The organism is Nocardia lasii (assembly GCF_042658545.1).
GTDB lineage: Bacteria > Actinomycetota > Actinomycetes > Mycobacteriales > Mycobacteriaceae > Nocardia > Nocardia lasii.
In genome coordinates, this window is the sequence record NZ_JBHSQN010000018.1 from 1 (window position 1) to 19,112 (window position 19,112).

The 19,112-nt window shown below is 68.4% G+C and carries 16 protein-coding genes; 8 read left to right on the top strand and 8 right to left on the bottom strand.

The features are described 5' to 3' along the window. Both ACFP3H_RS26140 and ACFP3H_RS26145 read left to right on the top strand, forming a co-directional pair. The coding region (locus ACFP3H_RS26140) for an APC family permease (protein ID WP_378609931.1) at window positions 1-1,059 on the top strand (1,059 nt) is incomplete at its 5' end. Between the two features lie 59 nt (window positions 1,060-1,118). Then, a complete protein-coding gene (locus ACFP3H_RS26145) occupies window positions 1,119-2,462 on the top strand; it encodes a serine hydrolase domain-containing protein (protein WP_378609932.1) in 1,344 nt (447 codons plus the stop codon). Between the two features lie 35 nt (window positions 2,463-2,497). On the opposite strand, the gene ACFP3H_RS26150 is transcribed toward ACFP3H_RS26145, so the two are convergent. The 4 genes from ACFP3H_RS26150 to ACFP3H_RS26165 form a co-directional block, all read right to left on the bottom strand. Next, entirely contained in the window at window positions 2,498-3,415 is a 918-nt protein-coding gene (locus tag ACFP3H_RS26150) for an aminotransferase class IV (protein ID WP_378609933.1), read from the bottom strand. Window positions 3,416-3,515: 100 nt separating this feature from the next. Beyond that, complete coding sequence (locus tag ACFP3H_RS26155) at window positions 3,516-4,550, bottom strand: aspartate-semialdehyde dehydrogenase (RefSeq protein WP_378609934.1); 1,035 nt, start codon at window positions 4,548-4,550, stop codon at window positions 3,516-3,518. Window positions 4,551-4,553: 3 nt separating this feature from the next. Further along, on the bottom strand, window positions 4,554-5,819 hold the full coding sequence (locus ACFP3H_RS26160; RefSeq protein ID WP_378609935.1) for an aspartate kinase: 1,266 nt from the start codon (window positions 5,817-5,819) through the stop codon (window positions 4,554-4,556). 136 nt (window positions 5,820-5,955) lie between these two features. Beyond that, a complete protein-coding gene (locus tag ACFP3H_RS26165) occupies window positions 5,956-6,528 on the bottom strand; it encodes a dihydrofolate reductase family protein (RefSeq protein WP_378609936.1) in 573 nt (190 codons plus the stop codon). 71 nt (window positions 6,529-6,599) lie between these two features. Between ACFP3H_RS26165 and ACFP3H_RS26170 the strand changes: the two genes are divergently transcribed. Together ACFP3H_RS26170 and ACFP3H_RS26175 are read left to right on the top strand one after the other, a co-directional pair. Next, complete coding sequence (locus ACFP3H_RS26170) at window positions 6,600-7,172, top strand: TetR/AcrR family transcriptional regulator (protein ID WP_378609937.1); 573 nt, start codon at window positions 6,600-6,602, stop codon at window positions 7,170-7,172. 97 nt (window positions 7,173-7,269) lie between these two features. Beyond that, window positions 7,270-7,728, top strand: a complete 459-nt coding sequence (locus ACFP3H_RS26175; RefSeq protein WP_378609938.1) for an SRPBCC family protein — start codon at window positions 7,270-7,272, stop codon at window positions 7,726-7,728. Here ACFP3H_RS26175 and ACFP3H_RS26180 read toward each other — a convergent pair. The 3 genes from ACFP3H_RS26180 to ACFP3H_RS26190 form a co-directional block, all read right to left on the bottom strand. Further along, window positions 7,725-8,558 (bottom strand): ion transporter, encoded by an 834-nt coding sequence (locus tag ACFP3H_RS26180; protein WP_378609939.1) that lies wholly within the window; start codon window positions 8,556-8,558, stop codon window positions 7,725-7,727. The two genes, ACFP3H_RS26175 and ACFP3H_RS26180, sit on opposite strands and share 4 nt — an antisense overlap. 108 nt (window positions 8,559-8,666) lie before the next feature. After that, entirely contained in the window at window positions 8,667-10,277 is a 1,611-nt protein-coding gene (locus ACFP3H_RS26185; RefSeq protein WP_378609940.1) for a GMC oxidoreductase, read from the bottom strand. Between the two features lie 210 nt (window positions 10,278-10,487). Further along, entirely contained in the window at window positions 10,488-11,252 is a 765-nt protein-coding gene (locus ACFP3H_RS26190) for a sulfite exporter TauE/SafE family protein (protein WP_378609941.1), read from the bottom strand. Between the two features lie 224 nt (window positions 11,253-11,476). On the opposite strand from ACFP3H_RS26190, the gene leuA reads away from it, so the two are divergent. Continuing rightward, window positions 11,477-13,273 carry a 2-isopropylmalate synthase gene (leuA, locus tag ACFP3H_RS26195; protein ID WP_378609942.1) on the top strand — a complete coding sequence of 599 codons (1,797 nt, stop codon included), beginning with the start codon at window positions 11,477-11,479 and terminating at the stop codon, window positions 13,271-13,273. Window positions 13,274-13,642: 369 nt separating this feature from the next. Continuing rightward, window positions 13,643-15,178, top strand: coding sequence for a nucleotide-binding protein (locus tag ACFP3H_RS26200; RefSeq protein WP_417629272.1), 1,536 nt, complete (start codon window positions 13,643-13,645; stop codon window positions 15,176-15,178). Between the two features lie 89 nt (window positions 15,179-15,267). On the opposite strand, the gene ACFP3H_RS26205 is transcribed toward ACFP3H_RS26200, so the two are convergent. Further along, a complete protein-coding gene (locus tag ACFP3H_RS26205) occupies window positions 15,268-16,167 on the bottom strand; it encodes a LysR family transcriptional regulator (RefSeq protein ID WP_378609945.1) in 900 nt (299 codons plus the stop codon). A 71-nt stretch (window positions 16,168-16,238) separates the two neighbouring features. On the opposite strand from ACFP3H_RS26205, the gene ACFP3H_RS26210 reads away from it, so the two are divergent. Continuing rightward, the gene (locus ACFP3H_RS26210) at window positions 16,239-17,162 is read left to right on the top strand and encodes an EamA family transporter (protein ID WP_378609946.1); all 924 of its coding nucleotides are present in this window, start codon (window positions 16,239-16,241) and stop codon (window positions 17,160-17,162) included. 181 nt (window positions 17,163-17,343) lie between these two features. Next, on the top strand, window positions 17,344-19,086 hold the full coding sequence (locus ACFP3H_RS26215) for a hydroxysqualene dehydroxylase (protein ID WP_378609948.1): 1,743 nt from the start codon (window positions 17,344-17,346) through the stop codon (window positions 19,084-19,086). Window positions 19,087-19,112 lie beyond the last annotated feature (26 nt).

Here is a 19,112-nt window from a genome sequence, read left to right on the forward strand (position 1 = left end):
GCGGCGGTGTATCCGGTGTCGGGCGGGACGTATGTGTACGGGCGGGAGCGGTTGGGGGCGGTGTGGGGGTATTTGGCGGGGTGGGGGTTCGTGGTGGGGAAGACGGCGTCGTGTGCGGCGATGGCGTTGACGGTGGGGAGTTACGCGTGGCCGGAGCAGGCTCGGGTGGTGGCGGTGGGGGTGGTGATCGCGGTGACGGGGGTCAACTATGTGGGGGTGCAGAAGTCGGCGGTGGCGTCGCGGGTGATCGTGGCGGCGGTGCTGGCGGTGCTGGGGGCGGTTGTCGTGGTCGGGGTCGGTGGGAATCATTCGGGGGCAACGGTTCTCGTGGGCGAGGTGGGGCCGTATGGGGTGTTGCAGGCGGCGGGGTTGTTGTTCTTCGCGTTCGCGGGGTACGCGCGGATCGCCACGCTCGGCGAGGAGGTGCGTGATCCGGCGCGGACCGTGCCGCGGGCGATCATGATCGCGTTGGCGGTGGCGTTGACGGTGTACGCGCTGGTGTCGGTGGCGGCGCTGCTGACCTTGGGATCGGGTGGGTTGGCGGCGGCGCGGGATCCGCTGGTTCAGGTCGTCGAGGCGGCGGGGGCCGGGTGGTTGGCGCCGGTGGTGCGGGCCGGGGCGGTACTCGCGGCGGCCGGGGCGTTGTTGGCGTTGATTCTGGGAGTCTCGCGCACGGTGTTGGCGATGGCGCGCGACGGGCATCTGCCGCGCGGGCTGGCCGCGGTGCATCCGCGGTTCGCGGTGCCGCATCGGGCCGAGGTGGCGGTCGGGGTGGTGGTCGCGGTGTTGGCGGCGACGGTGGATCTGCGGGCGGCGATCGGGTTCTCGTCGTTCGCGGTGCTGGCCTACTACCTGGTCGCGAATCTGTCGGCGGCCACGTTGACCGTCGCGGAAGGTCGACCGCGGCGGTGGATTCCGGTGGTCGGCGCGGTGGGGTGCGTGGTGGTCGGGTTCGCGTTGCCGATCGGGTCGGTGCTGGCGGGGCTCGGGGTGTTCGCGGTGGGGGCGGCGGTGTACGGGATTCGCGTGTTGCGGGAGCGTGAATATCCTCGCGATTAGGGGATTCGGCGGCCACGCTATACGGGTTACGGTGGGTGCGGCGGGCTAGTCTCGCCCGCATGCGGCAGATCATGGGCGTTTTCGCGGGCGTGATCGCGGCAGTGCTGGTCTCGGTGAGCCCGGTCGTCGCGCCGGCGGCCGCCACGCCCGACACCAGGTGCGAGGTGACCTCCGGGCGCGACCTAGAGCGGGCCACGCCGGAACAAGTCGGTCTCGATTCCGCGAAACTCACCGCCGCACTGCAGTTCGCGACGACCCGCAATCGACTCAATGTGCAGGTGTTCCGGCACAACTGCCTGGTCGGCGAGGGCTTGCGCAATCACGAGACCGGCAGTGTGGCGTGGAATATCTGGAGCGTCACCAAGTCGGTGGTGTCGATGCTGGCCGGAATCGCTTCCGATCAGGGCAAACTCGATATCTCCGCGCCGATCGACCGCTACCTGCCGCCGGGTCTGGGCGACGCGCTACACCGGTCGATCACGGTCGAACACCTGCTCACCGAGACCTCGGGGATGAAGGTCGGGGTGCTCACCGAGGGCATCACAGCGGTGATCCCGGTGGACCCCAACAGCGCGGTGCAGGCGCTGGCCGTGGAACTCAGCAATCCGCCGGGGACCACGTTCAGCTACAGCCAGCGCAATGTCGACCTGCTCTCCTACGTCATCGAATTGGCGGTCGGCGAGCCGCTGCAGGACTTCGCGCAGCGCGAGCTGTTCGACCCGCTCGGCATCGCCCGCGCCGACTACTACTGGGCGCGCGACCGCTCCGGCCACACCTACGGCTACGCCCACCTGATGATGCCGCCGGACAATCTCGCCAAGCTCGGCCTGCTCGTCGCGAACGACGGCCGCTGGGGTGCGCGCCGGGTGCTGTCGGCGGAATACCTGCGCCAGGCCCGCACCCCGTCACCGCAGAACAGCTGCTACGGGTACCTGTTCTGGATCGGGCCGGGGTGCGCGGAGTCGCCGAAGTTCCTGCCCGCCGACACCTTCTTCATGTCCGGGCTGGCCCTGCAGAACGTCTTCTTCATCCCGAGCCTGGACCTGATGGTCATGTGGACGGGCACCTTCGGCAATGTCAGCGCCTACGGTCCGACCGGCATCCTCGCCCATCCGGAGGAGCTGCCGCACGAGTTCTTCCGCCGCCTGTTCGCCGCGTTCACCGATACCCCGGTGCCCACCGCGCAGCCCTATGTGGAGCCGCCGCTGCAGTTCGAGGCGAGCAAGCTGGTCGACGCCAATATCCTGCTCGCCGTCTTCGGCATCGGGCCGGGGGCCTATCCCGGCTGCACGGTGTTCAACTGCCTCAATCAGCCTCTCGCGGCACCGTTTTCGAGCATCCCACCCGGTTGCGCGATTCTGGTCTGCCTCGGCAACGACCCACGCACCCCGGCGATCCGCTGACCTGCCGGTCGCCGGGTCGATTCGTCGGGCGACGACTACTGTGCCAGCGGAGTAACCCAGCCGTGGGGCGTCTCACCGCGCAGAGCGGCGGCGTGTCCCTTGCGCAGGCTCGCGGTGATCGGCCCCAGTTCGCCCGTGCCGATGACGCGGCCGTCGACCTCGAACACCGGCGCGGCCCCGGCCGAGGTCCCGGTGACGAAGACCTCGTCGGCGATGTAGAGCTCGGTGAGGTCGACGGTGCGCTCCTGCACCGGAATACCCTCCTCGCGGGCGAGGGTCAGGACTGTGCGGCGGTTGATGCCGTCGAGGATGTCGCAGGAGACATCGGGCGTGATCAGGGTGCCGCCCCGCACGAGGAAGATATTGGCCGCGGACAGTTCGCAGACGTGGCCGTTGCCGTCGAGGAAGATGCAGTCGTCGTAGCCGCTGTCGATGGCGTCCTGCTTGGCCAGCACCGAATTCACGTACGCGCCATTGACTTTCGCGCGCGAGGGAATCGCGTTGTCGGGGATCCGACGCCACGGGCTCGACTTCAACCGCATCCCGTCCTGGGGCACGATCGGCACGGCGTCGTAGACGAACATGCTCACCTGAATCGCGCAGCCGCGCACCCGTGTGCCCGGGATCGATTCCACCACATGCACACTCACGCGCACGAACACATCCTCGGCAGGTTCGTTGGCCGCGAGCAGCTCGACCACCGTGGCGTGGAACCGAGCGAAATCCCACTCGGCCGCGAACCGGTCGATTCCGATGATCTTGCACGACTCCGCGAGCCGCTGGAAGTGGTCGGTCAACCGGAAGGCGCTGCGCGCACCGTCGGCGACAAGCACCGGGAACACCGTGTACACGCTCAGCCCGTAGAGCACCGCCGAGGAGGCGATGCCGAGGGTGGCCTGGGCAGCGGGGACGAGTCGATCACCGAGGAAAACGTGCGGATGCGGTTGCGCCATCGCGCCAAACTAACAGCCGGGCCCCGGGTCGGCGAACGGATTTCCGGGCGAAACGACGCGGAGACCGGACCCTCGGGCCCGGTCTCCGCGTCGAGAACACTCAGCGGTTGTTCAGCAGAACTTCCGCGATCTGAATCGTGTTGAGCGCGGCACCCTTTCGCAGGTTGTCACCCGAGATGAACAGCGCGAGACCGCGACCGCTCGGCACACCCGGATCCTGACGGATGCGCCCGACCAGCGAGTCGTCCTGACCGGCGGCGGCCAGCGGGGTCGGCACGTCGACCAGGCGCACGCCCGGCGCTTTGGCCAGCAGTTCCTGCGCCCGCTGCACCGAAATCGGTTCCGCGAACTCGGCATTGATCGACAGCGAGTGCCCGGTGAACACCGGAACGCGCACGCAGGTGCCGCTCACCAGCAGGTCGGGCAGGCCGAGGATCTTGCGGCTCTCGTTGCGCAGCTTCTGGTCCTCGTCGGTCTCGAACGAACCGTCGTCGACCAGCGCACCGGCCAGCGGGATCACGTTGAAACCGATCGGCGCCACGTACTTGTTCGGGGCGGGGAAATCCACGGCCGAACCGTCGTGCACCAGCTGCTCGGCGTCGGCGCTCACCGCGCGGATCTGCGAGGCGAGCTCCTCGACACCGGCCAGCCCCGAACCCGAGACCGCCTGGTAGGAGGACACGATCAGCCGCTGCAAGCCGGCCACGTCGTGCAGCGGCTTGAGCACCGGCATCGCGGCCATGGTGGTGCAGTTCGGGTTGGCGATGATGCCCTTGGGCAGGTTGCGGGTCGCCTCGGGGTTGACCTCCGAAACCACCAGCGGCACATCGGGATCCTTGCGCCACGCCGAGGAGTTGTCGATCACGGTCACGCCCGCCGCGGCGAAGCGCGGGGCCTGCACGCGCGACATGGTGGCACCGGCGGAGAACAGCGCGATGTCCAGGCCGGACGGGTCGGCGGTCTCGGTGTCCTCGACCACGATCTCGCCGCCGCGCCACGGCAGGGTCTTGCCCGCCGAACGCGCCGAGGCGAAGAAACGCACCTCGTCGGCCGGGAAATTGCGCTCTTCGAGCAGCTTGCGCATGACGGCGCCGACCTGACCGGTCGCGCCGACGACTCCTACACGTACACCCATTGCTTAACGCCCCGTTCCGCCGTGGACGACGGCGGCCTCGTCGCCGCCGAGATCGAATGCCTTGTGCAACACCTGCACGGCCTCATCCAGTTCCGTGTCGCGCACCAGCACCGAGATCCTGATCTCCGAGGTGGAGATCAGGTCGATGTTGACGCCCGCGTTGGCCAGCGCCTCACAGAAGGTGGCGGTGACGCCGGGGTGCGACTTCATGCCCGCGCCGACCAGCGAGACCTTGCCGATGTGGTCGTCGGACAGGATCTCGGCGAAGCCGATCTCGGCCTGACGCTCGGTGAGCTTCTGCACCGCGCGAACCAGGTCGGTCTTGGGGCAGGTGAAGGTGATGTCGGTCTTGCCCGTGTCGACCTTGGAGATGTTCTGCAGCACCATGTCGATGTTGATCTCGGCGTCGGCGACCGCGCGGAACACCTTGGCGGCGTAGCCGGGCTCGTCGGGCAGCGCCACGACGGTCACCTTGGCTTCGCTGCGGTCGTGCGCGACGCCGGTCAGGATTGCCTGCTCCACGGGAATGTCCTCCATCGATCCGAAAACAGTGGTGCCGATCTTGTCGGTGTAGGACGACCGAACATGAACGGGAACGTTGTAGCGGCGCGCGTATTCGACGCAGCGCAGCATGAGCACCTTCGACCCGCAGGCCGCCATCTCGAGCATTTCCTCGTAGGAGATGTTGTCGAGTTTCTGGGCGTCGGGGACGATGCGCGGGTCGGCGGAGAAGATGCCGTCGACGTCGGTGTAGATCTCGCAGACGTCGGCCTTCAGCGCCGCGGCCAGGGCGACGGCGGTGGTGTCGGAACCGCCGCGACCCAGCGTGGTGACGTCCTTGCTGTCCTGGCTCACGCCCTGGAAGCCGGCCACCAGCACGATCTGGCCCTCGGCCAGGGCCTCCTGCAGACGGCCCGGGGTCACGTCGATGATCTTGGCGTTGCCGTGCGCGCCGGTGGTGATCACGCCTGCCTGCGAACCGGTGAACGAGCGAGCCTCGGCGCCGAGGGTGTGAATGGCCATGGCCACCAACGCATTCGAGATGCGCTCGCCGGAGGTGAGCAGCATGTCCATCTCGCGAGCCGGTGGCGCCGGGGCCACCTGCTCGGCGAGATCGAGCAGCTCGTCGGTCGTGTCGCCCATGGCCGAGCACACGACGACCACGTCGTGCCCCTGCTTCTTGGTCTCCACGATCCGTTCAGCGACGCGCCGGATCCGCTCGGCGGTGGCCACCGAGGATCCTCCGTACTTCTGAACTACGAGAGCCACAGCAGGTCCTTCACGATCGAGGTGTCAGTACAGGTATCAGCGCCCTAGAGTACCGGCCCCCGGCCACCGGTTTCGCTGCTACCTCCCCTGCCTGCGGAAACGACACGGGCTCGTCACCTGCGCGTGGCCGCCGGTTTCAGGCCCGGTCGAACCAGGTGACCTGCGCGCCGTTGTCGAATTCCTTGCGGCGCACGGGGGTGAAGTTTGTCGGTTTGAAGACGCCGCTGAAGACCGAGACGCCGTCGCCCGCGATGACCGGATAGGTCTTGAGGATCATCGTGTCGATCTCGTCGATGAGCTGTCCGGCCAGGTTCCCGCCGCCGCACAGCCAGATGTCCTTGCCGTCCCGCTGCTCGAGCTCGCGCACCAGCTCGACCGGATCGCCGGCGAAGATCTCGACGCCGGGGTGTTCGGCCTGGTCGAGCGAGGACGAGATGACGTACTGCTTCAGGTGTTGGAACGGGCTCTCGACGTGTTCGCCCGGGAGGATGTAGGTGCCGCGACCCATCAGCACGGTGTCCCAGTCCTGGGCGGGCAGCTCGGGATCCATGCCGACATGGGGACGCAGGTGGGTCGGCATGCCGTCGGGGAATTCCCGCGTCATCCACTCGACGTATTCCGGCGGGGTGGGATAGAAGTCGTATTCACCGCCGGGACCTGCGATGTAGCCGTCGAGGGAGACACCGATGTAGTAGACGAGCTTTCGCATGGTTACCGCCTCAGTTGTTGTACTGTGTTCGTAGTGGTTTGAAAGTAGTACTACAGATGGAGTGGTGTCAAGTGCGGACCAACCCCGAACGACGACAGACCCTGCTCGACGCGGCCATCGAGGTCCTCGCCGAGCAGGGCGCGCGCGGACTCACCTTCCGCGCGGTGGACAAACAGGCAGGCGTGCCCGCAGGCACCGCCTCGAACTACTTCACCAACCGCGACGAACTGCTCACCCAGGCCGGATCGCGCTTCTACGAGGTGGTCCAGCCCAGCGAGGAGACGATGGCGCAGGTCACCGACGGGCCAAAGACCGTCGAGAACATCACCGCGCTGATGAAGGAGGTGGTCGGCCGGATCGAATCGCATCGCACGGCCTATCTGGCCCTGCTCGAACTGCGCCTCGAGGCCACCCGGCGGCCCGAACTACGCGCGGTCCTCACCGAGCGGGTGCGCGCCGACATCGACTTCAACGTGCGCAACCATCTCGAGTCGGGACAGCCCGGCGACGCGGAGTCGGTACTGCTGCTCTACCTCGCGCTGAACTGGCTCATCCTCGAACACCTCACGCTCCCCGGCATTTTCACCGAAGAGCAGAGCATGACCCTGATCGAAACGGCCGTCGCGCGAGTGATATGCGGCTGACCCGGTCATTTGACCAGACCGTAGACGTGTTGACGATCACTGGCACTACTGTGCACAATCGGGCGCGATAGCTGGCGGGTTCGGAGGATAGACACAGATGCGCTCGAAGATCGACATCCGATTCACCGTTGACGCCGACGTCGATCAGGTGATGGACGCGTTGCTCGCCGTCGACCTGATGGCGGAGTGGTCGACCTCCTACAGCGACGTTCGGGTGGGTCCGCGCGACGCCGACCGCCGACCGCGCCGGGTATTCGTCACCGCCCACTTCCTCGGCAACTCCGATATCCAGGTGCTCGAGTACACCTGGGAGCACAACCGGGTGAGTTGGACCGTGGTCGACAGCAGTCGCGGGTCCAAGGGCGGCGGCTGGATCGACCTGGTCGAGAGCCCCGAGGGCACCGAGGTCGACTACCACGTGGAAGTCTCACTGCCGCTGCCCATTCCGGGCATGCTGTTCAACCGCAGCCTGCGCAAACTGCATGACGAGGCGGTCTCGAACTTCATCGACTTCGCCGAGCGGTTCCCCGAGATCGAGGGCTACGCCGTCGGCTAGGGGCGTTTGACCTGGCTGATGTGGTGGCGCACGCCGTGCTCGGCCGGGGTCGCGCCGCGATGTGACGGCGGCACCCGCACGCCCGCGCGCACGGCGTCGTTGATCTGGTCGAGGTTCTCGCGCAGCATGTCGGCGACGAGTTCGTCGGTGCGCGGGTCGTCGAGGAGTTGGCGCAGCATGCGGTACACCGTGTCGGCGACGAGTCGGATGATGTCGTCGTGGAACGGGACGTAGCGCAGCTTGCCGGTCTGCGGGTCGTTCTTGATCAGGTCCATGATCAGCTGGTCGACCTCGGCGTGGTTCTCCTCGAGCGCCGCGGCGATGTTCTGGGTGTAGTGGCCCGCGCGCAGCACGTTGGAGACCTCGTCCAGGATGGCGATGGTCATCGGCCGCTTGATCGTGTCGACGATGGTGCTGACGAAGCGGTTCACGATCGTCGCGGTGACCCGCTCCCCCAGCGCCCGGTCGGCGACGCGGCCGAGCCGGATCAGGATCACCACGATCCGGAACAGTCGGAACCCGCGGAACAGCGGGCTGGTCACCGGGATCATGCCGAGGACCTCGTACCAGTAGATGAACGGGAACGACCACGGCCAGCCCGCGCGGCGCCACCGCCACAGGAACTCGACGAGGAAGACCGCGCAGATCGAGGTGTCGACGATGACGATCGTGTGATAGGTCGACCCGCTGACGTCGAAGAACGTGATCCACACGACCAGCACCACCGAGATGATGGCCAGGACCAGCATGACGAGGTCGGTGCGCAGGGTCGGCGTCTTGGAGCGCACGTCCGGCAGCGCCTCGACCCGTTCGATCCCCGGTGAAGCCAAGTGGCGCTCCTGTGTTTCTGGCGGCGGGGTCCGCGGGTTCGGGCCCGAGCTCCCACGCTAATTGGTCATCCGGCGCCGCGAGGGCAAGTCGCGGCGTCGGCGTCGGTGTCAGCCGCGCAGGATGGCTTCGATATTGCGCTCGGCCAGCGCGGTGATGGTGAGCGAGGGGTTGACGGTGGCGGTGCTGCCGGGAATGGCGGCGCCGTCCATCACGTAGAGGCCGGGGTGACCGTGGACGCGGCCGTAGGCGTCGGTGGCCTTGCCGAGGACCGCGCCGCCGAGCGGGTGGGCGGTGAAGGCGGCGTTGGCGTCGTAGCCGAGCGCGCCGTATTCGGCGATCGCGCCCGCCCGGTCGGCGATCTTGCGGTCGATCGCGCGGGCCGCGCGCACCACGTTGTCCTGGGCGCTCGCCGACCAGTTCAGGCCGACTCCGCCCGTGGCCGGGTGGTAGCCGAAGCGGGCGCGGGCGGGGTCGAGGACCATGCCGAGTGAGGCCAGCGCGCCGGTCTCGAAGGGGATGCCGGGGATGTACCAGTTCTCGAGGGTGAGCGGCACGTCGGACGCGTCATGGATCCGGCTCGCGCTGGGCACGCCCTGGCCGGAACCGGACAGCGAGCTCGCGCCGCGGGCCAGCACCACGTCACCGTTGGTGCCGAAACCGTCGCCGATGTGCTCGTTGAGGTGTGGCAGCGCGCCGGTGGCTCGGGCGCGGACCAGCAGCTCGGAGGTGCCGACCGAGCCGGCACCGAGGAACAGCTTGTCGCAGGTCAGGGTGCGGGTGCCGAGGACCTGGCCGGTGGGGTCGAGTTTGGTCACCGCGACCACGTACTTGCCGGTGCCGTCCTGGGCGATCGAATCGACCCGGTGGCCGGGGTAGACCCGGGATCTGCCGGTGTCGGCGGCGTAGCGCAGGTAGTTCTGGTTGAGGTCGAACTTGGCGCCGTTGGAGTTGCCGAGGTTGGAGCGGGCCGCGGTGGCCGAGGCGCGCGAGGTGCCCGCGAGTTCGCCGCGCAGGATGTCCCAGGTGAAGATCGAATCGTTGGCCAGCGGCTGGTAGCCGGCCGCGCGGACCTGGTCGTCCCAGGCGCGGGAGTGCGCGAAGGGCGCGGAGTGGTAGATGTCGGCGGGCATGGTGTCCAGGCGCAGCATCTGGCGCACGCGCGGGAAGTAGACGCGGTCGAGCTCGCCGAAGTCGACGACGCCGCCGAAGACATGGTCGAACAGCGCGCGTTCGGGGGCCACCATCGCCCCGGTGAAGATCACCGACCCGCCGCCGACCGCCGCGGCCCGCCACACGTCGATCCCGGAATACTCGGTCACATCCAGCACGCCGCCGAACGAGCCGAAACTCATCGGGACCTTGGTGACGCCGGTGAAGCTCGTGCGATGCCAGAAGCCGCGACCGTCAGGTAGGTCGTCGCCGGTGAAGATCTCGCGCCACGGGTCGTTGGGCCAGCGCGACCCGCGTTCGAGCACGGTGTTGGCGATCCCCGCCTCCGCCAACCGCAGTGCTGTCACCGCCGCCCCGAAGCCGGAACCGATCACGATCGCGGGCGAGTGCTCCGGCGCGTCCGGGATCGGCTCGAAGATCTCGGGCACCCAGGTGCGGAACATGGCCTCGCGCGGATCCGCCCAGCTCGGCGCGCCGGTCAGCCCGGTTCCCACGGCACCGGCGACACCCGCCAGTCCCGCCGCCTTGAAAAGGGCACGTCTGCGCACCAGGCCACCTCCCTCATCACGCATGGCCGACGCGAAGAATACCCCGTAACTACGAAACGACCCCCGCTACCGGTCGCCGTTGGGAACTGTCACAACCGGTCCGCGCGCGCCCGGCGACCCCCCGGTGGTGGCATTTTCGTGCAGCCGCACGCCCCCGACCCCGAAAATCGGCCCGATCAGCGAATCTCTGCACGTTTATGCCACTCGAACTCAGCTCACCAGCCGGATGACGGCGATGGTTCCGACCACCACGATCACCCCGCGCAGCACGTTCGGCGACAACTTGCGCCCCACCTTCGCCCCCAGCTGCCCGCCGATGATCGACCCGACGGCGATCAACGCCACCGCCTGCCAGTTCACCTCGGCCACCACGATGAAGATCACCGCCGACACCGCGTTGACGATCAACGCCAGCACGTTCTTCACGCCGTTGAGGCGCTGGATGTCCTCGTGCACGAACACCCCGAGCAGCCCGAGCAGCAGCACCCCCTGCGCCGCGCCGAAGTAACCGCCGTAGATGCCGGTGGCGAACACCGCGACCAGCAGGATCGGGCCGCCGTGCACCGGACCGGCCGATTCCCCGCCCTCGCGGCGCGCCTTCACCCACGCCGCCAGCCGGGGTTGGACCACCACCAGGATCAACGCCGCGATGATCAGCACCGGCACGATCGCCTTGAACGCCTGCGCGGGCATCGTGAGCAGCAGGATCGCGCCGGTGATGCCGCCGAGCAGCGAGGCCGTGCCCAATTGCAGCAGCCGCGAGCGCTGGCCCGCCAGCTCGCGCCGGTACCCGATCACCCCGCTGACCGAGCCGGGAACCAGCCCGATCGTGTTCGACACGTTCGCGGTCACCGGCGGCAACCCGAAGGCCAGCAGCGCGGGAAACGTGATGAGCGTGCCCGAACCGACAATCGTATTGATGCCACCCGCGGCGATACCCGCCGCGAAGACGACAACCTGCTGCAACCACGTCATGGAAATTCCTTCGTGCGGGACGAGGAAACCGTACTGCGCATTTTCCAGGCCGCTGACGAGCGGGGGTCGGCACGCGGTAAGCTCGAAGGATCATGCTGCAGCGGGCACTTCTTCTCGGCCGCCGCGACGGGTCCTGATACGGACCGGCTCCCGTCGCGGGGTTCCAACGCGCCGGTCGACCCGCTCCCATTCAGGGAATCCACCACACCCACGGAGAAACTCGCATGTCCTCGGCTGACGCATTCGTATCTGCTTCGCGCACCATCTCGGCCCCCGGTAAACCCGCCCCGAGCGACCAGCCCGCCTGGAACCACCAGAAGAACTCGTCGATGCCCGCCTTCCGGTATCGACCCTTCGCCGAAGAGGTCGAGCCGATCACGGTGCCCGACCGCACCTGGCCGGACAAGATCATCGATCGCGCCCCCGCGTGGTGCGCCGTCGACCTGCGCGACGGCAACCAGGCGCTGATCGACCCGATGAGCCCCGCCCGCAAGCGCCGCATGTTCGACCTGCTGGTGCGCATGGGGTACAAGGAGATCGAGGTCGGGTTCCCGGCCGCGAGCCAGACCGACTTCGATTTCGTGCGCGAGATCATCGAAGACGGCGCGGTCCCCGACGACGTCACCATCCAGGTGCTCACCCAGTGCCGCCCCGAGCTGATCGAGCGCACCTTCGAGGCGTGCAACGGCGCCCCGAACGTGATCGTGCACTTCTACAACTCCACCTCGATCCTGCAGCGTCGCGTGGTGTTCCGCGCCGAGCGCGACGCGGTGAAGAAGATCGCCACCGACGCCGCGAAGCTGTGCCTGGAGATCGAGCAGCGCTACCCCGACACCGAGTGGCGCTACGAGTACAGCCCGGAGTCCTACACCGGCACCGAGCTCGACTACGCCCGTGAGGTGTGCGACGCGGTCTCGGAGATCATCGCGCCGACCCCGGCCAAGCCGCTGATCATCAACCTGCCCGCGACCGTCGAGATGGCCACGCCGAACGTGTACGCCGACTCGATCGAGTGGATGCACCGCAACCTGGCCCGCCGCGACTCGATCGTGCTGTCGCTGCACCCGCACAACGACCGCGGCACCGCCGTGGCCGCGGCCGAGCTGGGCTACCAGGCCGGCGCGGATCGCATCGAGGGCTGCCTGTTCGGCAACGGCGAGCGCACCGGCAACGTCTGCCTGGTCACCCTGGGCATGAACCTGTTCTCGCGCGGCATCGACCCGCAGATCAACTTCTCCGATATCGACGAGGTCCGTCGCACGGTCGAGTACTGCAACCAGCTGGCCGTCGCGGAACGTCACCCCTACGGCGGCGACCTGGTCTACACCGCGTTCTCCGGCAGCCACCAGGACGCCATCAACAAGGGCCTGGACGCGATGAAGGCGGTCGCCGACGCGCAGAACGCCGACGTGGCCGACATCGTGTGGGAGGTCCCGTACCTGCCGATCGACCCGAAGGACGTCGGCCGCACCTACGAGGCCGTGATCCGGGTGAACTCGCAGTCCGGCAAGGGCGGTGTGGCCTACATCATGAAGACCGATCACGGGCTGGTGCTGCCGCGCCGCCTGCAGATCGAGTTCTCGCAGGCCATCCAGTCGATCACCGACGGTGAGGGCGGCGAGGTGACGCCCAAGGAGATGTGGGACGTCTTCGCCACCGAGTACCTGAACCCGATCCTGCCGCTGGAGCGGATCAAGCAGAAGGTCACCGCCGCCGAGACCGACGGCGGCGTCGACACGATCACCGCCACCGTGAAGGTCGACGGCGTCGAGCAGGAGATCAGCGGTTCCGGCAACGGCCCCCTGGCCGCCTTCGTCGACGCCATCGCCACCGTCGGCTATGACGTGCGCGTGCTGGACTACAGCGAGCACGCCATGTCCGCGGGTGACGACGCCCAGGCCGCCGCCTACGTGGAGGTTGTGATCGGCGACAAGGTCGTCTGGGGCGTCGGCATCGCCACCTCCATCACCACCGCCTCCCTGCGCGCCGTCGTCTCGGCCGTCAACCGCGCCGCACAGTAGGTCGTTCACCCGGGGGCCGGGCTCGCGTTCCAGCGTGCCCGGCCCCGCTCGGTCGCCAGCGCGCCAGCACCCGTCCACACCCCCCGTGTTACTTTTTGGGTGCACATTCAGCGCCGAGCTTTCCTGCTCGTTCAGCGAGCAAGTGGGGGAACTGTGACCAATAACGACCATAATCCGACCTCTCCGCCGTGGCTGCAGAGCCCGTCGGCCGAGACGTCCGACGCTGCGTCCGGTCCCTCCGGTGTGCAGACCGCGACCGAGGACGACCTCGAGCCCGAGACCGTCGAACCGCAGGCCGAGCAGGGCGAGTCCGCGACCGGTGAGCAGCCGGTCGCCGAGGCCACCGGGCCCGATCCGGCCGAGCAGACCGTGTACCAGCCCGGCGGTTTCGCCCCGCCCGGACAGTTCCCGTCGGGGGCACCGTATCCGGGCGCGGATCCGTATCAGAACGGTGGCGGACAGCCGCCGGTGAACGAGCCGTGGCTGGGTCAGCCGCCCACCGGTGAGCAGCCGTATCCCGGTGTGCCGCCGCAGTATCCGGGTGCCGAGGGCCAGCCCTACCCCGGTCCCGAGCAGCCGCAGTTCCCCGGCCCGGAGCAGGGTCCGCAGTCCGAGCCCATCTACAGCTGGGCTCCGCCGCCCCCGCCGATGTACCCGCAGCCGGGGATGGGTCAGCAGCCCGATCCGCAGGGACAGTTCCCCGGTCAGTTCCCGGATCCGCAGGGCCAGTTCCCCGGTGCGCCCGGCCAGTTCCCGGACCAGCAGGGTCAGTTCCCCGGCGGACCTGGTCAGTTCCCCGGCCAGCAGGGCCAGTTCCCCGGTCAGCTCGGCCCGCAGGGTCCGCCGCCCGGTCAGCAGTGGCCCGGCGGTCCCGCGCAGCAGCCGTTCCAGCCCCAGCACATGCAGACCCCGCAGCCGGGGCATTCGGTCAACGACCTGAATCTGCTCAAGCGGGCGCGTAAGTCGCCGCGCAGTGGGTGGCGCAAGGCCGTGCACAAGGTGTCCGGCGGTGCGATCAACCCCGGTGAGTCGGCGGCCGACGTGGTCTTCCGCGATCTGGGCGAGCGGGTGAATCAGCCCGTGCGCGGCGATTACCGGATCGCGATCCTGTCGCTGAAGGGCGGCGTCGGCAAGACCACCACCACGGTCGGCCTCGGTTCCACCTTCGCCTCCCAGCGTGGTGACCGCGTGATCGCCATCGACGCCAACCCCGACCTGGGCACCCTGGCCCACCGGGTGCCGCGCCAGACCCGTTCCACGGTGCGCAACCTGCTCGAGGATCAGCACATCACCCGCTACTCGGATGTGCGCGCGCATACCTCGCAGGCCCCGAGTCGACTGGAAGTGCTTGCCTCCGAACAGGATCCGGCCGTCTCGGAAGCCTTCAGCGAGGCCGATTACCGCAAGGCGATCGGCATCCTGCAGTCGTTCTACAACATCATCCTCACCGACTGCGGCACCGGTCTGATGCACTCGGCGATGGCCGGTGTGCTCGACATGGCGAGCTCGCTGGTGCTGGTCACCTCCCCCGCGATCGACGGCGCGCGCAGTGCCTCGGCGACGCTGGACTGGCTCGACCACCACGGCTACAGCAAGCTGGTCGAGCGCACCGTCGTGGTCGTGAACGCCTCGCGCCGTGGCGCGTCCACGGTCGACCTCGACCAGCTGCGCAAGCTGTTCCTCGACCGCACCCGCGCCGTGCAGATCGTCCCGTTCGACGATCACCTGGCCGAGGGCGCCGAGATCGACCTCGAGCTGGTCAGCAAGCCCACCCGGCGCGCCCTGCTGGAGTTGGCCGCGATGGTCGCCGACGATTTCGGCTACCACAGCCAGCAGCAGCAACAGCCGTACCAGCCCGGTCAGCCCTACCCGGGTCAGCCGTACCAGCAGCCGGGCCAGTTCTGAGCCACTGAGTTACGGGGCGAAGTGTCGACCGGACACTTCGCCCCTGTCAGTGCGCGTCGTCGACGGCGCGCTCAGGTCCGAGTAGTTGCTCACCGCGCGACGACATCACGAGCGGCGGCATCGAACGCCTCGAGCACCGTCGCGATCGCCGGGCTCAGATTCGCCTGTGGCCGGGTGACGATCTCGTACACCCGAGCCGCCCGCACCCCCGCCAACGGCAACACCGACAGATCCGGGTGCGCCACCGCGTACCTCGGCATCAGCGCCACCCCGTACCCGGAGACGACCAGCGTCTCGATCACCCGAAACTCGTTGAGCCGCTGCACGATCCGAGGCCGCACCCCGGTGATCACCGCGATCGATTCGAGCACGTCGTCGACCGGAAACCCACCGCGCACGCTCACCCAACTCTCCTCGGCGAGCTCCTCGGGCCGCACCGACTCCCGCCCGGCCAGCGAATGATCCGGCGCCACAACAACATCGATCGGTTCCCGCATCAATACCCGCGCCGCCAGTCGCGGCCCCGCCAACGAGGGCGCCCGCTCATCGCGATGGGTGACCACGATGTCGTAGTCCGCCAACAGTTTCGACGCCTCACTCGGCGGCAGATCCTCATCCCCCGCCACCAGTTCGACCCCGCTCCCCGCCAGCGCCGCCAATACCGGCGGCAGCAGCAGCGCGGCCCCGGACGGGAACAGCGCCACCCGCACCTGCCCGCGCGGCGACCCGCGATAGTGCGCCATCTCGGCCACCGCCCGCTCCATCGCCGCGAGCACGTCGTCGGCGCGCAGCACCAGCGCCTGCCCCGCGTCGGTGAGCCGCACCCGCCGCCCGTCGGGTTCCAGCAGCGCCACCCCGGCTTCCCTGGCCAGCACCTTCAACTGCTGCGAGACCGCCGAGGGCGTCATCGACAGCACCTCGGCGACGGCGGCGACCGTGCCCCGGTCGGCCAGTTCGCGCAGGATCCGCAGTCGCTCGATCGAGAACATGTAGTAAAACTACGTTAACCGTCCACTTTTATTAGATTGTGCTGATAGTTCGCGGACCGCACGATTACCCCGTGACCTCCCGTGACCGCCTGCTCGGCCTGACCGTCGTCGTGCTCTGGGGCCTGAACTTCCTGGCCATCCGCATCGGCCTCGATCACTTCCCGCCCTTCTTCTTCGTCGCCCTTCGCTTCGCCGTGATCGCGATCCCGGTGGTGCTGTTCATTCCGCGTCCCGCCGTGCGCACCCGCTGGCTGCTGCTCTACGGCACCGGCTTCGGCATCCTGCAGTTCGCGTTCCTGTTCACGGCCATGCGCGTCGGAATGCCGACCGGTCTCGCCTCACTGGTACTCCAGTCCTCGGCCCCGTTCACGGTGGTGCTCGGGGCGGTGTTGCTGCGGGAGCGGTTGCGGCCGGTGCAGGTCGCGGGTCTGGCGGCGGCGGTGCTCGGCATGGTCGTGATCGGCGCCGACCGGATGGCGCACGCCACCCTGCTCCCGGTGCTGCTCACCCTGGCCGGTGGTCTCGGCTGGGCGTTCGGCAATATCGGCGCCCGGCAGGCCGGCGCCGACTCCCCCGGGTACAACCCCATGCACCTGACACTGTGGATGTCGGTGGTGCCCGTGCTGCCGATGCTGGCGCTGTCGATGGCTGTCGAGGGGCCTGGCACCGGATTCCGCGCGCTCGGCGCCGCGTTCTCGGCGAACGGACTGCCCGCGCTGGGCGCGATCGTCTACATCGCCCTGCTCGCGACCGTCTGCGGTTCGGGCCTGTGGACCTACCTGATGAGCCGCTATCCGGCGGGGACGGTGGCGCCGTTGTCGCTGCTCGTGCCGGTGGTCGGCATCGGCGCGGCCTGGGCGGTGCTCGACGAGCGGCCGACGCCGGCGGCGGTGCTCGGCGGGGTGATCGTGATCGCGGGGGCGTTCGCCGCGACCACCGCTCGCCGGGCGGAGAAGGTGATTCCGGTCCCACTTCCCGCACCCGCGCGTGCGTGATTTCGCCCCGCGATCCTCGGGACTGTGGCTAGCATGTGACCCGGTCGACCGATGTGTTTCCGGTCGACCGGTCGGTTTCGAGCGTGGGCGAATGGCACACAGGTCGATATAGCCAGGTCCTCGCCGCGCTCTAGAGTGGTAGCAAATTCCAAGCAAAACTCGAGCAAGGCAGCTGAAGAGCATGGCGCAACAGCGGTGGCCCGTCTCGCGGAGGACGATTCTTCGCGGCACGGTCGCAGCGGGGGTGTTATCGGCGGGGGCCGTAGCGGGAGCGCCGGGCTTCGCCGCGCCGCCCGGTCGCCGGGTCGCCGTGCTGGGCGGCGGGGTCGCCGGGCTCAGCGCCGCGCACGAACTGGTCGAGCGCGGGTTCGAGGTCACCGTGTACGAGGCGCGGGCGCTGGGCGGCAAGGCGCGCAGCGTCGGCGTGCCCGGCACCGGCCGCGACGGTCGCCCCGATCTGCCCGGTGAGCACGGGTTCCGCTTCTTCCCCGGCTTCTATCAGAACCTGCCCGACACGATGCGCCGCATCCCCGTGCCCGGCAATCCCGACGGCGTATGGAACAACCTGCTCACCGTGCCGGAGGCCAGGTTCTCCCGCCGCGACAGCGACGACATCCTGCTGGCCCTGCCCGACAGCATCACCGCCGCCCAAGCCACCCCCGACTCGATCCGCGAGACGCTGGCCGCCACCATCACCACCGCCGGGCGGATGCCACCGGCCGAGGCCATGTTCTTCGCCAACCGGCTGATGGTGTTCAACACCAGCTGCGACGCCCGCCGGTTCGGCCAGTGGGAGCACACCTCGTGGTTCGACTTCGTGCGCGGGCACGAGCGTTCGCACGAATTCCGCGCGCTGGTGTCCCGGTCGCTCACCTCGATCATGGTCGCCGCGAAGGAGAACCTGGCCAGCACCCGCACCATCGGCGCGATGGGCGAACAATTCCTCGGCAACCCGCTGGGCCTCGGCAATGACGGTGGCCTCGATCGCGTGCTCAACAACACCACCAATACCGCGTGGATCGATCCGTGGGTGGCGCACCTGCGCGGTCTCGGCGTGCGTTTCCAACTCGACGCTCGCGTCACCGAACTCGTGGTGCGCGACAAGCGAATTCAGGCCGCTCGGGTGAATTCCGGGACGGTGGAAGCGGACTACTTCGTGGTCGCGCTGCCGGTGGAGCAGGCGCGGAAACTGTGGTCGCCGCAGGTGCTCGCGGTGGCGCCGGAACTGGCGGCGATGGATCGGCTCCTCGTCGACTGGATGAACGGCATCCAGATCTATTTCCGCACGCCACTGCACATTTCGCGCGGGCACACCGCCTATGTCGATTCGCCGTGGTCGCTCACCTCGATCAGCCAGAATCAATTGTGGACCCACAAGCTGCCGTCCTTCGGTGACGGTTCGGTGGCCGATTGCCTCTCGGTCGATATCTCCGATTGGCATTCGCCCGGCGTGCTCTACGGAAAACCCGCGCTCGAATGCACGCACGAGGAGATCTTCCGCGAGGTCTGGGCGCAGTTGAGCGCCCATCTCAACGACCGCGAACAACTGATTCGCCCCGCCGATGTCCATTCGTGGTTCCTCGATCCGGGCATCACCTGGCAGGGGCAGCGCAATGCCAATGCCGACCCGCTGCTGATCAATACCGCTGGTTCCTGGGATGCCAGGCCGAATGCCCACGGCGCGATCGAAAACCTTTTCCTCGCCGGTGATTACGTGCGGACCGATGTGGATCTGGCGACCATGGAGGGCGCCAACGAATCGGCCCGCGCGGCGGTGAACGCGCTGCTCGACGTGGCGGGTTCCTCGGCGCCGCGCTGTCGCACCTTCCAGCTGCGCCGCACCCCCGAACTCGAACCGCTGCGCGCCGTCGACACCGACCGCTACGCGCGCGGGCTGCCCAACATGTTCGACGACCGAACCTGAGCGCGCACCAGGCGCGAAACCCCGTC